This window comes from Streptomyces sp. NPDC059567 (assembly GCF_042735655.1).
Classification (GTDB): domain Bacteria; phylum Actinomycetota; class Actinomycetes; order Streptomycetales; family Streptomycetaceae; genus Streptomyces.
Map to the genome: position 1 here is coordinate 71,254 of NZ_JBHWBS010000021.1, position 13,693 is coordinate 84,946.

Here is a 13,693-nt window from a genome sequence, read left to right on the forward strand (position 1 = left end):
CACGGGCAGGGGCCGGGCGCGCTCGTCGACCGCGTCGGTGGCGTCCGCGTACACCTCGAAGAGCCGGCGGACGCCGAGCGCGGCCAGGACGCGGTTGACGTGCGAGCCCTCCACCGCGCCGCGCGCGGGCAGCACGACCCGCAGCCGCCCGCCGCAGGAGCGCATCAGACGGCGCGCGGCGATCAGCACGCCCACGCCGCTGGAGTCGCAGAACAGCACCCCCGACAGATCGAGGACCACGTCGTGGCGGCCGCCCGCGACCGCGTCGTGGACGCGTCTGCGGACCAGCGGCGACGTCACCAGGTCCAGCTCGCCCTGGATGCGCAGCACGGTCCAGGGGTCCCGCTCGTCTTCCTCGACGTGAAGCGTCACGACTAGCGCCCTTCAAACGGAGGCAGTGCTTCCTGTCTCCTCCCGCTGCCCCGCCTCGGCGGAACGAAACACCCCGGATGAAAGGTGACGCTTTCTCTACCATCACCAGGCCCTGTGTGGGTGTACTTGCCACAAAGGCGGGTGCGCTGTCGGTCGGGCGCATTACTTTGGATGGTGAACTCGGGTCGGGAGGGCAGCCGAAGAGCTCCGGAGGGCTTCGTATGGCGAAGGACACACCACCGCGCTGGGACCGCAGGATGCAGCAGCGGCTGGCGCGCGGTGAGGCCGCCGCGCTCGGCGAGCTCTACGACCGTTTCGCCTCCCTCGTCCACAGCCTGGCCCACCGGGTGCTCGACGACGACAGCGCGGCCGACCAGGTCACCCGCGAGGTGTTCGGCTACATCTGGGAGAACCCCGACGCCTACGACCCCAAGCAGGGCAACATGCGCTCGTGGGTCGCCAAGCTGACCCAGCGGCAGGCGGTGCACCGGCTGCGGCAGACGGAGGCGACGGCGTACGCGGAGAGCGGCGAGGGCTCGGCGGAGGAGCTGGAGCAGAAGGTGCGCCAGGCCTCGGTCGCCGCCCGCGCGGACTACATCGTCACGTCGATGCCGGCGCCGCTGCGCGCGGCGCTGGAACTGGCGTACTTCCAGCGGCGGGACTACCGCCAGACCGCCGCCGACCTCGGTGTGACGGAGGATGAGGCGCGGCGCCGGCTGCGGCTCGGACTGCAGCTGCTGTCGACCGCGAACACCCGCCCGCTGGAGGGGACCTCACCGCCCGGCTACGGACGCTCGCTGTGAACGGGGCGAACGGCGACCCGGACGAGGTCGCGCGCGCTCCGTGGATACCGGGACCACGGCCGGCCGCGGACGACCACGCGGACCTGACGCGACGGCCTGAGGTGACAGCGCCCGAGCCGGCGGAGGAGCCCGCTCCCCCGCCGCCTCCTCCGCCTCCGCCGGACGTGCCGCCGCACAGTGTGCTCAAGTCCCTGCTCGGGGCGTGGGCACTGTCGGCGTGTTCGGCCGAGGAGACCCAGGCCGTCGAGGACCACCTCACCGTCTGCGCGCCGTGCGCGGACGAGGCGCTGCGGCTGCGGGACGCGGTCGGGCTGCTGCACTCCGAGCGGGACCTGGACCTCGATCCGCTGCTGCGCTCCCGGGTCCTGGAGAACTGTCTGGGCCGGCGCCCCGCCCGTATCCCGGTGCCCGCCTGGGCGACGTCGTACGACGCGGAGACCGCCCGGCTCGACGCGCTGCTGCGGGACATCGGCGAGTCGGAGTGGCATGCGCCGGTGCGGCTGAAGTGGTTCGAGGGCGAGCGTCCGGTGAGCCGCAAGACGACGGTGGCCGGGGTGATCGGGCATCTGCTGACGGTCGACGGCCTGGTGTCGACGGCGCTCGGTCTGGACGACCCGTTGGGGCCTTCGGCCACGGAGGTGTCTCCGACGGAGCGGACGGAGACGTACTGGCAGGGCTCGTACCATCCGCCGACGCGCGGGGTGCGCGAGCCGTGGCGGGAGCAGAGCCACACGCTGATCCGTACGGTGTCGTTCGCCGGGCGGGGTGTCGCGGATCTGACGGTGACGTACGGCGACTTCGCGCTGCCGATGCGGGACTCGCTCCTCGAGCGGGCCTTCGAGTGCTGGGTGCACGCGGACGACATCGCGAACGCGGTGGCGTATCCGTACGAGCCGCCGAGCGGGGCGCATCTGCACGGCATGATCGACCTGGCGGCGCGGCTGCTTCCGGCGGCGCTGGCCGACCGGCGCCGGGCGGGCCTGGCGTCCCCGCCGCGCCATCTGGTGACGGCGGGCGCGCCCGGCCGCTCGCTCCATCTGGAGGTCGAGGGCTCGGGCGGCGGCCACTGGTACATCGCTCTGGACTCCCCGGCGGCCCTCGGCTCCCCTGACCATGCGGTGGCGCAGGTGGCCATGGACGGCGTCGAGTTCTGCCAGCTGGTGGCGGGCCACGTCCCACCGGAGGAAGCGGCGGCGGGCCAGGACGGCGACCGCGAGGCGATCCGCGACGTCCTCTTCGCAGCGGCCTCCTTGAGCCGCCTGTAGCCGCGGCCGGCGGCAGGTGCCCCTCGTCCGCGGCCCGGGGCGAGCGGGCGCCGGCCCACGAGACGGTTACGTGAAGACCACCGTGCGGCGGCCGTTCAGGAGGATTCGGCGTTCCGCGTGCCACTTCACCGCTCGCGCCAGCGCCTGGCATTCGACGTCTCGGCCGATCGCCACCAGCTGGTCCGGGGTGACCTCATGGCCGACCCGTTCGACCTCCTGCTCGATGATCGGGCCCTCGTCGAGGTCCGCCGTCACGTAGTGGGCCGTCGCGCCGATCAGCTTCACGCCGCGTGCGTGCGCCTGGTGGTAGGGCTTGGCGCCCTTGAAGCTCGGCAGGAAGGAGTGGTGGATGTTGATGATCCGGCCCGACAGCTGCTTGCACAGGTCGTCCGAGAGCACCTGCATGTAGCGGGCGAGGACGACGAGCTCGACGTTCTCCTCGCGGACGAGCTCCAGGAGCTCCGCCTCCGCCTCCGGCTTGTTGTCCTTCGTGACCGGAATGTGCCGGAAGGGAAGGCCGTACGAGCCCACCAGCTCCGCGAAGTCCGTGTGGTTGGAGACGACCGCGACGATCTCGACCGGCAGCGCCCCGATCCGAGAGCGGAAGAGCAGATCGTTCAGGCAGTGGCCGAACTTCGACACCATCAGCACGACCCGCATGCGTTCGTCGGCCCGGTCGATGTGCCAGTCCATCGCGAACGAGTCGCCCACCGCCGCGAAGCTCGCGCGGAGCTTCTCCACGGTCACCGGCGTCTCCGCCGAGAAGTGGACCCGCATGAAGAAGAGACCCGTGTCCCGGTCCTTGAACTGCTGGCTGTCCTCGATGTTGCATCCCGTGATGAAGAGATAGCTCGACACGGCGTGCACGATGCCCTGTTTGTCCGGGCAGGAAAGCGTGAGGACGTACTGGTCGGTCATCCCCGTAGGGTGCCACACCCCGCCCCGGCGGCAGGGTCGCCGTCCGTCAGGCGGACCGCGTCATGATACGGAGCACGTCCAGGGAGCGCGGGGGCGTGTCGGGGTCCTCGCCGTCGGCCGACGCCATGCGTACGTGTGCCTCGCGGGCCGCACGCACGGCCTCCGGCCACCCGTGGTGCTCCATGTACGCGGAGAACGGCGCGTCGGGGCCCACCTGGTGCATGATCCGCAGCACCCGCAGCACGGCCACGTCGACCAGCGCGGCCTCGCCGGAGTCGCGGAAGATCGTTCCGACGTACTTCTCGGCGGACCAGTTGTCGAGCCACGTGTCCTCGACCAGGCGGTAGACGGCGTCGGTGACGTCGCCGTACCCCTCGTGGCCGGCAAGCCAGATCGTTTCGTGGAACTCGGGATCGGAAAGCATGTGCAGCGCCGAGCGCGCGTTGCTGCGCCAGCGCCACCACGGCATGTCGTTGAGCGGCATGCCGCCCATGGTGGAGGAGCGACGGCCGCGACGGGAAGAGTTCACCGAACCTGAGACTGGACTGGACACCGTTCGATCGTACGTTCCCTTCCAAGATCGGCCGACCGGCCCCCTCCCCCACCGCGGCCGACCCCTGCAATTCACCTTTGCGTCACCCCGCGTTGAACCCCGCACACTTCTGCGTTACCCATGAGGCGGAATTGTGCATGGTCATGACCGGTAGGCGACTGACCTCACTCCTCGCACATGTCACGGCGGCGGCGGCCGGGGCGTCGCTGCTCACCGGCTGTGGCGTGCTCCCTGGGACCACGGGGGGATCCAGGGAGCCCGTCACAGTGATGACCTGGGCCCCGGACGGCACCCGCGCCACCAACCAGCCCGGCATGCCCGCCATGGCCCAGGCGTACGCCCGCTGGGTCAACGCCAACGGCGGCATCGACGGCCACGAGCTGCGCATCCTCACCTGCAACGAGCAGAACACCTCCGCCGGAGCCGCGGCCTGCGCACGCCGGGCCGTCCGCGAGGACGTCGTCGCCGTCGTCGGCTCCTACAGCCAGAACGGCCGGGCCTTCATGGCCCCGCTGGAGGCCGCGAGCATTCCGTACATCGGCGGCTACGGAATCTCCGAGGACGAGTTCACCAGCCCGCTCTCCTACCCGGTGAACGGCGGCCAGGCCTCCCTCATGGCCGGCCACGGGATCCAGCTCGCCGAGTCCTGCCGCAAGGTCTCCCTCGTACGTCCCGACACCCTCGCCGGCGACAAGCTGCCCGACCTCCTCAACTCCGGTCTCAGCAAGGGCAGCCACAAGAGCGCCACCGACATCCCGGCGCTCGAGGACGCGGCCGAGTACACCGAGCAGGCCGGCCGGGCCCGCGCCAGGGCCGGCGGCGAGGAAGGCTGCGTCGCCGCCGTCCTCGGCGAGCGGACCCAGACGTTCTTCGACTCCTTCCGGCGCCTGCCCGAGGACGAGGACTCCGGCGGCGACGGGGGCGGGGACGCGGACGGCAAGAACGGCAACGAGGGCGTGCGGATCTCCTCGGTCCTCGGCAGCGTCAGCCAGCCCGTCATCGACCGCACCGGCGGCGCGCACAGCCCCTTCGAGGGCGCGTACGTCACCGGCTGGTACCCGGAGGCCAACGACGCGCGCTGGACGCCGATGCGCAAGGTGATCAAGGAGCATGCGTTCGCCGACAACCGTGTCGACCCGGCCGACGCGGGCGTGCAGACGACCTGGATCGCGTACACCGTCCTGAAGAAGGTGATCGAGTCGCTCGACAAGGACACGATCACGGCGGGGGCCGTCTCGCACGCCCTCGACCGCGGTGTGCAGATCGACACCGGCGGCCTCACCCCCGAACTGCGCTGGCGTTACGAGGACATGCTCGGCGCCCCCCGCTTCCCCCGGATCGTCAACCATGAGGTGACCTTCCAGGTGGTCCGCAAGGGGCAACTCGTGGCGCAGAAGCCCGGGTTCGTCGACGTCGGCGCCACTGTGCTCAGCGCCCCCTGACACTCCTCGCGCGGCGGACTTCGTCGAACAGCCTCCGCGCGGCCACCGTCGCCCCGTCGGAACGGACCTGGCCGGCCACGGCCTTCGCCCGCGCGCCGGTCTCGGGGGTCAGGGCCGTCGCGAGCGCGGCCGACAGGGACTCGACGGTCGGAGTAGGCCCGTCGTGCGCCACGCCGATGCCCGACTCGGCCACCCGGCCGGCCCAGTACGGGTGGTCAGCCCCCTGGGGTACCACCACCTGTGGCACGCCGGCCCGGGCGGCGGTCGTCGTGGTGCCCGAGCTGCCGTGGTGCACGACCGCGGCCACCCGGGCGAACAGCGCCTGGTGGTTGGCCTCACCGACGGCGAAGCAGTCGTCCTGGTCGTCGATCACGTCCAGGCCGGCATAGCCGTGGGAGACGATCGCGCGGCGGCCCTGTGCCCGGATCGCCTCGACGGCGACCCGGGCGACGTCCTTCGAGGCGCTGATGGGCGTGCTGCCGAAGCCCACGTACACGGGCGGTGCGCCGGCGTCCAGGAACGACGACAGCGCCGCCGGGAGCGGGCGTTCGTCCGGGCGGAACCACGCTCCGGTCTGGACGACGTCGAGGTCCGTCGGCGGCCACGGGCTCAGGGTCGGGTCAGTCGCCAGCCACGGCTGTTCGGAGAAGGCGTAGTCGCGGACGTTGTCCACCGGCGGCAGGCCGATCGACGCCCGGTGGGAGTTGAGCACCGCGCCGAACATCTCGTTCGCGTTCCGGGCGTCCACCTCCCACAGCTCCAGGTTGTCGCTCACCCCCGGCGGCAGCGGCCGGCCACGCCGCGCGGGCGGCGGCTGGTGCGGCGACGGCAGGATGATCGGCTGGTGGCTCGCATGCACGTAGCGGATGCCCAGCTTCTCGGCCACCGACCGCGCGCCTGCCGTGACCGGCAACGGGCCGCACGCCACCAGCGCGTCACACCCCTCGGCCGCCGCGGCGACCGGACCGAACTGCGCGGCCATCAACTCGGCGGCCCGCTGCGCCAGGCCCACCGCCGACCCCGGCACCACCGTGGTCACCATCGCGCGCACCGGCCGGCCGACCGGCACCAGCGGGATCCCGACACCGGCGAGCAGTTCGGCGAACTCCTCGTCCGGCGGGGCGCACACCCGCACCTCCGCGCCGAGCTCCCGCAGCCGCACCGCGAGCCCCACCATCGGTTCGACGCTGCCGCGCGCCCCGTACGTCGACACCAACACCCGCATGCGCCACTCCCCGTTCCGGCGTTCCTCTGTCCAGCCCGGAGATTGTGCGCCACGGGCGGGGCCCTGCCGCAAGGCCCCCCGCGCGTTATATGTTGATCATGGAAAGGGCGGCAACTCCCCTTTCCCTACAGCTGGGTGGGAGTCCGCTCCGGCAGCCCGTACTTCGTGGCGGTCGGGTTCCACAGCGAGGCCGCCTGGCGCTTGGAGGTCGTCGCCTCCCCGCTCTTCTTCGTCGCCGCCACCGTCTGGCTGGTGCTGCGGGCCTTGCCGCCCTTGCATGCCTTCTTGGGCTTCATCTGGTCCGCCCACGCGGCGTAGTGGTCGTCGGCGGCGGCCGATGCCTGCCACGCCTTGGTGAGGGCGGAGGTCAGGGCGGCGTTGTTCGGCAGCTGGTCGACCGACAGCGCCTGCAGCCGGGTCACCAGATCCCGGCGCTGCTGGGCGGCGCCGCGCAGGTCGGTGGCGGCCTGGTCGAGGTTCTTGCACTGCTTGATGGCCTCGACGGAACGGATCACCGCGTCACGGCTGTTGTTGCTGTCCGCGAGCAGCTTGTCGAGCGCCTTCGCCTGCGGCTCCGCGGGGTCGGCGGCCTTCTCCGTCGTGCCCGTGGACGGTGCTCCGGAGGAGGCGGCCACGTTCTGGCCGGGGTCCTTCTCCTTCTTGTCGTCGTCGCCGCCGCTGAGCAGCGCGCCGGCGCCGAGGCCGACGATCGCGCAGCCGACGACGACGGCGGCGATGAGGGCGAGGGGCGACTTACGGCGCGGCTCGGGCTCGTCGTCGTACGCGTCCTGGTACGCGTCCTGCTGGTAGGCGCCCTGGAAAGGGGACGGCTGGGCAGGCTGGTGGAACTGCTGCTGCGGGGGCTGCTGGGGGCTGTACTGCTGCTGCGCCCGCGGCGGCTGGGTGTGCTGCGGCGGCTGCGGGAGGTGCTGCGTCGCGTCGCTGCGGAAGAGGTTGTCGAACTCGGCGGGCGGCTGCCGCTCGCCGGGCATCTGCGACGGCACGGGAGCGATGTACTGGGTCGCGTCGGAGGCGCCGGCCGGCTGGGCGGGAACGCCCGGCTGCTGGTGCAGCGGCCCGGTGCCGAGGAACTGCGTGTCCGGCCCGCCCTGCGCCGCGGCGACCGGCGGGATGTGCTGGGTCGCCTGCATGTCCGCGGCGCCCTGCGCGGGGCCGCCCTGCGCGGGCGCGGCCGGAGGGTATCCGTAGCCGCCCTGTGCGGCTGCCGCGGGAGGGTATCCGTAGCCACTCTGGGGGGAGACCGGCGGCGGGAAGCCGTAGCCGCCCTCCGGCGGGCGGTGGGACGGGAGCGGGTGCGCGCCCGGTATGCCCCCGTTCGCCCCGGGCATGGCGCCCGGCATGGGCCCGGGCATCGGCCCAGGTCCGGCGGACGGCGGCGCGCCCTGCGGCGGGACCGGCGCGATGTACTGCGTCGCCTGCATGTCCGCGGCACCGCCCGGCACGGCCTCCGGCGGCAGCGGCTGGGCCGGCGGCAGGGGCTGCCCCTGCGGCGCCCCACCGGGACCCCAGGCGCCGCCCCACGGCTGACCGCCGGCCGGGCCTGCGGCCGGGCCGGTCTCCACGCCACCCTCGGCGGGCAGCACGACACCTTCGTGCGTGGGCCGTACCGCCGGATACTGCGGCTCCGGACCCTGTCCGCTTTGCGTCACCGGGACTCCTACTGATGGACCTACGGAATCGTCGGCTCACGCTACCGGGTGCGTCCAGGGCAGCGCACACACGTGTGAGTCCGGTAACAGACCCACAACAACCCCACACACAACTGCCGCACCACCGCGGCCGGTCCGCCCCGCGGAGCGACCGGGGCGGTGACCGCGGTCACACGACGTCAGGCCGCGAACAGCTCGAGCCGCGCCCCGAACTCCCGCACCGCCGGCTCCCCCGCGTACGGCTCCAGTCGCTCCTTGAGATCGTCCAGATACTCCGCCCCGCGCGAGGACCGCAGCGTGGCCAGGAGCTCCAGCGCCTGCGTCCCCGTGTGGCAGGCCTGCTCCACCTCGCGCCGCTGCACCTGCGCGGAGGCGAGCAGCACCAGACCGATCGCGCGGCGCCTGGCCCGCGTCTGCGGATGGCCGCTCAGCGACTCCTCCGCCGCCCGCGCCGCCGCCTCGGAACGGCCCAGGTCCCGGTGGCAGTGGGCCAGTTCGTCGGCGAGGTACGCGTGGTCGAAGTGCGCGATCCAGTCCGGGTCGTCCCCCGACTCCGGATCGGCCTGTTCCAGCGCCCGTACGGCCCGTCCCGCGACCGCCTCGAAGGAGTGGGCGTCCCCGAGCAGCGCGTGCCCCCGGGCCTCCGCCGCGTAGAACATCGCCTCCGCCCTCGGCGTCACCCGCCCCCGTGCGCCCTCCTGCGCCGCCCGCGCCAGCTGGGCGATCTCCCGCGGGTTCCCGAGCTGCGCGGCCAGATGACTCATCGAGGCCGCCAGCACGTACCCGCCGTAGCCCCGGTCGCCCGCCGCCTGCGCGAGCCGCAGCGCCTGGATGTAGTACCGCTGGGCGAGCCCCGGCTGCCCGGTGTCCACCGCCATGTACCCGGCCAGCTCCGTGAGCCGGGCGACCGCCGCGAACAGCTCCCTGCCCACCGCCTCCCGGTACGAGCCCGACAGCATCCCCGCCACCACACTGTTCAGGTAGTGCACCACCACCGGCCTGACGTGCCCGCTGCCGAACCGCCGGTCCAGGTCGACCAGCGCACTCGTCATCGCCCGGACCGCCTCCACGTCCGAGAACCCCACCCGCGACCCGGCCGACCGGGCCACCTGCGCGTCCGCGCCCGTGATCAGCCAGTCCCGGCTGGGCTCCACCAGCGCGGAGGCCGCCACGGTCGAACCGGACAGGAAGTCCCGGCGCCCCACGTCACTGCGCCACAGCTCGCAGACCTGCTCGATCGCGCCGAGCACGGTCGGCGCGAACTGCAGCCCGACACCGGAGGCCAGGTTCTTGCCGTTCGCCATGCCGATCTCGTCGATGGTGACCGTGCGGCCCAGCTTGCGGCCCAGCGCCTCCGCGATGATCCCCGGCGCCCGGCCGCGCGGCTGCTGCCCGCGCAGCCAGCGCGCCACCGACGTCTTGTCGTAGCGCAGATCGAGACCGCGCTCGGCCCCGACCATGTTCACCCTGCGGGCGAGGCCGGCGTTGGAACACGCGGCCTCCTGAATCAGCGCCTGCAGCCGTTCGTTCGGCTGACGGGCAACGAGTGGCCTGGCTGCCATGAGTACCCCCTGAGGCCGGAGAGCGATCCGAGAACTGATCACTGCCCGGCGGATATCCGGTCAATGCCGATGTGAACACGCGAAACCGGACGCATCACCCAGTCGTACAGAACCCAGGGCGACACCCCCGATGGGGGCTACCCACCCACCGCTTCCCGGGCCCACGCGCGCCCCCACCCGTGCACCCATGCGCCCCGTATGCAGGATCGATGCTCCACACCGCTCTTCACCGCGCCCGTAACCCCAGGTGACGGCGGGAGTTGTGCTCACCGTGGAAGAGACCATCGGAGTCACGGAAGCCGCACACATCCCCAAGCAGCGAGGCGAGCTGCTGCTGGACTGCGCCGTGCGGTACGCGGAAGAGCGGCACTGGGACGTGTTCCCCGGGACCTGGCTGGAAGCCGTGGAGGGCAGGGAGCGCTGCTCCTGCGGCGTCGAGAGCTGCGCCACCCCCGGCGCCCACCCGGCCAGGCCCGACTGGTCGACGCAGGCGACCGGCAGCGCCGTCGGGGCGCGGCGCATGTGGTCGAAGCAGCCCAAGGCGTCGATCCTGCTGCCGACCGGCCGTACCTTCGACGCGATCGACGTGCCCGAGTCGGCCGGCTTCCTGGCGCTGGCCCGGATGGAGCGCATGGAGCTCACGCTCGGCCCGGCGACCTGCACCCCCGACCGCCGGATGCTCTTCTTCGTCCTGCCCGGCGCCGCCACCAAGGTCCCGGACCTGGTCCGCAAGCTGGGCTGGGCCCCGGCCTCCATCGACCTGGTCACGCGGGGCGAGGGCCACTACGTCGCGGCGCCGCCCACCCGGGTCGGCGGGTCCGGGGCGGTGCAGTGGGCGCGGCGGCCCACCGCGGCGAACCGCTGGCTCCCGGACGCCGAGGAGTTGATCAGTCCCCTCGCGTACGCATGCGGCCGGGAAGCGGCGGCTGCCAGGGCACGTCGGCCGTAGCAGGCCCCCCTTAGGGTGTGCTCGTACGTACGGGGACAACCGAGGGGTTGACGGAACATGCCTGACCAGGCATTTGACGGAGTGTTCGAACAGGCGGGCAGCGCACCGGGATCGGGTGCGGTGCCCGCCGTTCGTGTCGAGGGGCTGTGGAAGCGCTTCGGGCAGCAGATCGCGGTGAACGGCATCGACCTCGTGCTGCCCGCGGGCAAGTTCATCGGTCTCGTCGGGCCCAACGGCGCCGGCAAGACCACCACCCTCTCCATGATCACCGGTCTGCTGCGGCCCGACGCCGGGCGCATCCTGGTCGCCGGTCACGACGTGTGGCGCGACCCCGAGTCGGTGGCCGAGGTGAAGGCCCGGATCGGCATCCTGCCGGAGGGGCTGCGCCTCTTCGAGCGGCTGTCGGGCCGCGAACTCCTCGCGTACAGCGGACGGCTGCGGGGGCTGCCCGGCGCCGAGGTCGACAAGCGGGCCGCCCAGCTGCTCGACGTCCTGGACCTCGCCGGGGCGCAGAACAAGCTGGTCGTGGACTACTCGACCGGTATGCGCAAGAAGATCGGGCTCGCCGCGGCGCTGCTGCACAACCCCGAGGTGCTCTTCCTGGACGAGCCGTTCGAGGGCGTCGACCCGGTGTCCGCGCAGACCATCCGGGGCGTTCTGGAGCGATACACCGGCTCGGGCGCGACCGTCGTCTTCTCCAGCCACGTCATGGAGCTGGTGGAGTCGCTGTGCGACTGGGTCGCGGTCATGGCCGCGGGGCAGATCCGGGCCCAGGGTCCGCTGGCGCAGGTGCGGGGCGAAGCACCCTCGCTGCAGGCCGCGTTCCTGGAACTGGTGGGCGCGAACGGGCGCGAGGCCGCCGGCGACTCCCTGGACTGGCTGGGCGGCGGTACCGCCCGATGACCGCGGTCGCGCCGGCCCCCGCCTCCCTGACCTCGGTCTTCGTACGGCTCAAGCTGTCGCTGCTGCGCAACGGGCTGCGGCAGTCGGCGGGCCGTACCGCCGCGTACATCACCTCGATCGTGATCACGGCCGTCTTCGCGGCGGCGATGCTGCTCTCGTTCGTGCTGATGCGGGGCAACGCGGACACCGACTCGATCGTGGTGCTGCTGACCGCGGTGCTCGCGCTGTCGTGGACCGTGATGCCGCTGTTCGTCCCCGGCGGGGACGAGACGCTCGACCCGTCCCGGCTCGTGATGCTTCCGCTGCGGCCCCGGCCGCTGGTGCGCGCGCTGCTCGTGGCCTCGCTGGTGGGTGTCGGGCCGCTGTTCACGCTCTGCATAGCGCTGGGCGCCTGTCTGGCTCTGGCACACGGCGCGGCGGGCGTGGCGGCCGCGGTGCTCGCGGTGCCGCTGGTGGTCGTGGTGTGCGTGGCGCTGTCGCGGGCGGTCGCCGCGGCCAACGTACGGCTGCTGACCTCGCGCAAGGGCCGTGACCTGGCGATCCTGAGCGGCCTGATGATCGCGGTCGGCATTCAGGTGGTGAACTTCGGCGCCCAGCGGCTGAGTCGGGCCGGGGGCCTGTCCTCGCTCGAACCGGCGGCCGCGGTCGTGAGCTGGCTGCCGCCCTCGTCGGCGATCGCCGCGGTGGACTCGGCGAGCAAGGGTGACCACGCGGTGGCCGCGGCCCGACTGCTGCTGACCGTGGTGGTGCTGGGGGCGCTGCTGTACTGGTGGCAGCGGAGCCTGGTGCAGCTGATGACGACCCCGGACGGCTCGACGATCGGCGCGGCGTCCGAGCCGGGCCGGGACCGTGCCGGCACGGGGCTGCTGGGGCGGCTGCTGCCGGGCGGGCGTACGGGCACGGTCATGGAGCGCAGCCTGCGCTACATGTGGCGCGACCCGAAGACGAAGGGGTCGTGGGTCTCCTCGCTCGCGATCGGGGCGATCGTGCCGCTGTTCAACGCCCTCCAGGGCACGGGCTCGATCTACTTCGCATGCTTCGCCTCGGGAATGCTCGGCATCCAGATGTACAACCAGTTCGGGCAGGACACCTCGGCGTTCTGGATGGTCGCGCAGACGATCTCGACGACGGAGGACGCGTACGCCGAGCTGCGGGCGCGGGCCCTGGCCCTGCTGCTGATCACGCTGCCGTTCACGGTCCTGGTGACGGCGGCGACCGCGGCGGCCCTCGGCGACTGGTCCTCTCTCCCGGACGCACTGGGGGTGGCCCTCGCCCTGCTCGGCGCGATGCTGGCGACGGGCGCGGTGACCTCGGCGCTCTTCCCGTACTCGATCCCCCAGGACAGCGCGTACAAGAACGTCGCTCCGGGGCAGGGCGGGCTGGCCTGGATGTCGATCTTCGGTGGAATGATCGCGGGCGCGCTGCTGTGCGGCCCGGTGATCGGGGCGACGATCTACCTCCACGTGGCGGACCAGGAGCCCCTGCTCTGGCTGCTGCTCCCGGGCGGCGCGCTGTACGGGGCCCTGATCGCCTGGGCCGGCCTGAAGATCGCGGCGCCCAGGACGGCACGGCGCCTGCCGGAGATCCTCGCGGCGGTGAGCAAGTGACGACGTCCCCCTGGTCCTAGGACGAGGAGGAGTACGTCCGGATCCTGGCGAGCGAGCGCCGCGGCTTCGCCTGGGTGCTGCACCGGTACGGGGGCCTGACGAAGGCGCAGGCCGGGGCGGAGGCCGTGGAGTTCTACGCGTACGAGCCCGCGGACAAGCCGCACCGGGGCCTCGTCTTCCACGACGACGCGTGGCACTGGGCGATGGGCCGGGTCTTCGGCGACTCCTACCACCGGGATCACCCCGAACTCGCCGAGCCGCCGGAGGAGTACGAGAGGTACACCGCGCTCTGAGAGCGCGGGCGAGCGGACGCGGGGGGGGGGGGGGGGGGGGTGGGTGTGGGGTGCAGGTCGGGGGGGCCGGGGTGCTTGTGTAATTTATAAAAATGTATGTGTATGCGGTGAGAGTTGTGGTGTTGTGGGTG

At 72.5% G+C, this 13,693-nt stretch carries 12 protein-coding genes and 1 pseudogene; 7 read left to right on the forward strand and 6 right to left on the reverse strand.

All coding sequences use genetic code 11. The annotated features are described in order from the left end of the window. Nucleotides 1-6 precede the first annotated feature (6 nt). Nucleotides 7-372, reverse strand: a pseudogene (locus ACFVZW_RS12990) (STAS domain-containing protein); the annotation flags it as partial. A gap of 221 nt (nucleotides 373-593) precedes the next feature. Here ACFVZW_RS12990 and ACFVZW_RS12995 point away from each other — a divergent pair. Both ACFVZW_RS12995 and ACFVZW_RS13000 read left to right on the forward strand, forming a co-directional pair. Beyond that, a complete protein-coding gene (locus tag ACFVZW_RS12995; RefSeq protein WP_384520310.1) occupies nucleotides 594-1,175 on the forward strand; it encodes a sigma-70 family RNA polymerase sigma factor in 582 nt (193 codons plus the stop codon). After that, nucleotides 1,172-2,440, forward strand: coding sequence for a maleylpyruvate isomerase N-terminal domain-containing protein (locus ACFVZW_RS13000; protein ID WP_384520312.1), 1,269 nt, complete (start codon nucleotides 1,172-1,174; stop codon nucleotides 2,438-2,440). Before ACFVZW_RS12995 ends, ACFVZW_RS13000 begins: the two co-directional genes overlap by 4 nt. Before the next feature lie 66 nt (nucleotides 2,441-2,506). On the opposite strand, the gene purU is transcribed toward ACFVZW_RS13000, so the two are convergent. Continuing rightward, nucleotides 2,507-3,358 carry a formyltetrahydrofolate deformylase gene (purU, locus tag ACFVZW_RS13005; RefSeq protein ID WP_384520313.1) on the reverse strand — a complete coding sequence of 284 codons (852 nt, stop codon included), beginning with the start codon at nucleotides 3,356-3,358 and terminating at the stop codon, nucleotides 2,507-2,509. A 46-nt stretch (nucleotides 3,359-3,404) separates the two neighbouring features. Further along, nucleotides 3,405-3,851, reverse strand: coding sequence for a hypothetical protein (locus ACFVZW_RS13010; RefSeq protein WP_384520348.1), 447 nt, complete (start codon nucleotides 3,849-3,851; stop codon nucleotides 3,405-3,407). A 203-nt stretch (nucleotides 3,852-4,054) separates the two neighbouring features. On the opposite strand from ACFVZW_RS13010, the gene ACFVZW_RS13015 reads away from it, so the two are divergent. Beyond that, nucleotides 4,055-5,353 (forward strand): ABC transporter substrate-binding protein, encoded by a 1,299-nt coding sequence (locus ACFVZW_RS13015; protein ID WP_384520315.1) that lies wholly within the window; start codon nucleotides 4,055-4,057, stop codon nucleotides 5,351-5,353. On the opposite strand, the gene ACFVZW_RS13020 is transcribed toward ACFVZW_RS13015, so the two are convergent. The 3 genes from ACFVZW_RS13020 to ACFVZW_RS13030 all read right to left on the reverse strand — a co-directional run bounded on the left by ACFVZW_RS13020 (nucleotide 5,340) and on the right by ACFVZW_RS13030 (nucleotide 9,810). After that, complete coding sequence (locus tag ACFVZW_RS13020) at nucleotides 5,340-6,578, reverse strand: glycosyltransferase (protein ID WP_384520317.1); 1,239 nt, start codon at nucleotides 6,576-6,578, stop codon at nucleotides 5,340-5,342. The two genes, ACFVZW_RS13015 and ACFVZW_RS13020, sit on opposite strands and share 14 nt — an antisense overlap. A gap of 125 nt (nucleotides 6,579-6,703) precedes the next feature. Next, nucleotides 6,704-8,248, reverse strand: coding sequence for a hypothetical protein (locus ACFVZW_RS13025; protein ID WP_384520318.1), 1,545 nt, complete (start codon nucleotides 8,246-8,248; stop codon nucleotides 6,704-6,706). Nucleotides 8,249-8,427: 179 nt separating this feature from the next. Further along, complete coding sequence (locus ACFVZW_RS13030; RefSeq protein WP_384520320.1) at nucleotides 8,428-9,810, reverse strand: transcriptional regulator; 1,383 nt, start codon at nucleotides 9,808-9,810, stop codon at nucleotides 8,428-8,430. Between the two features lie 262 nt (nucleotides 9,811-10,072). Between ACFVZW_RS13030 and ACFVZW_RS13035 the strand changes: the two genes are divergently transcribed. The 4 genes from ACFVZW_RS13035 (at nucleotide 10,073) to ACFVZW_RS13050 (ending at nucleotide 13,562) form a co-directional block, all read left to right on the forward strand. Continuing rightward, nucleotides 10,073-10,759 (forward strand): bifunctional DNA primase/polymerase, encoded by a 687-nt coding sequence (locus tag ACFVZW_RS13035; RefSeq protein WP_384520322.1) that lies wholly within the window; start codon nucleotides 10,073-10,075, stop codon nucleotides 10,757-10,759. A gap of 57 nt (nucleotides 10,760-10,816) precedes the next feature. Beyond that, nucleotides 10,817-11,662, forward strand: coding sequence for an ABC transporter ATP-binding protein (locus ACFVZW_RS13040; protein ID WP_384520324.1), 846 nt, complete (start codon nucleotides 10,817-10,819; stop codon nucleotides 11,660-11,662). Then, nucleotides 11,659-13,269: a transporter gene (locus tag ACFVZW_RS13045; RefSeq protein WP_384520325.1), complete on the forward strand. Its 1,611-nt coding sequence runs from the start codon at nucleotides 11,659-11,661 to the stop codon at nucleotides 13,267-13,269. The genes ACFVZW_RS13040 and ACFVZW_RS13045 overlap by 4 nt, the downstream gene beginning before the upstream one ends. Before the next feature lie 74 nt (nucleotides 13,270-13,343). Beyond that, nucleotides 13,344-13,562: a hypothetical protein gene (locus ACFVZW_RS13050; protein WP_384520327.1), complete on the forward strand. Its 219-nt coding sequence runs from the start codon at nucleotides 13,344-13,346 to the stop codon at nucleotides 13,560-13,562. The last annotated feature ends 131 nt before the right edge of the window (nucleotides 13,563-13,693 follow it).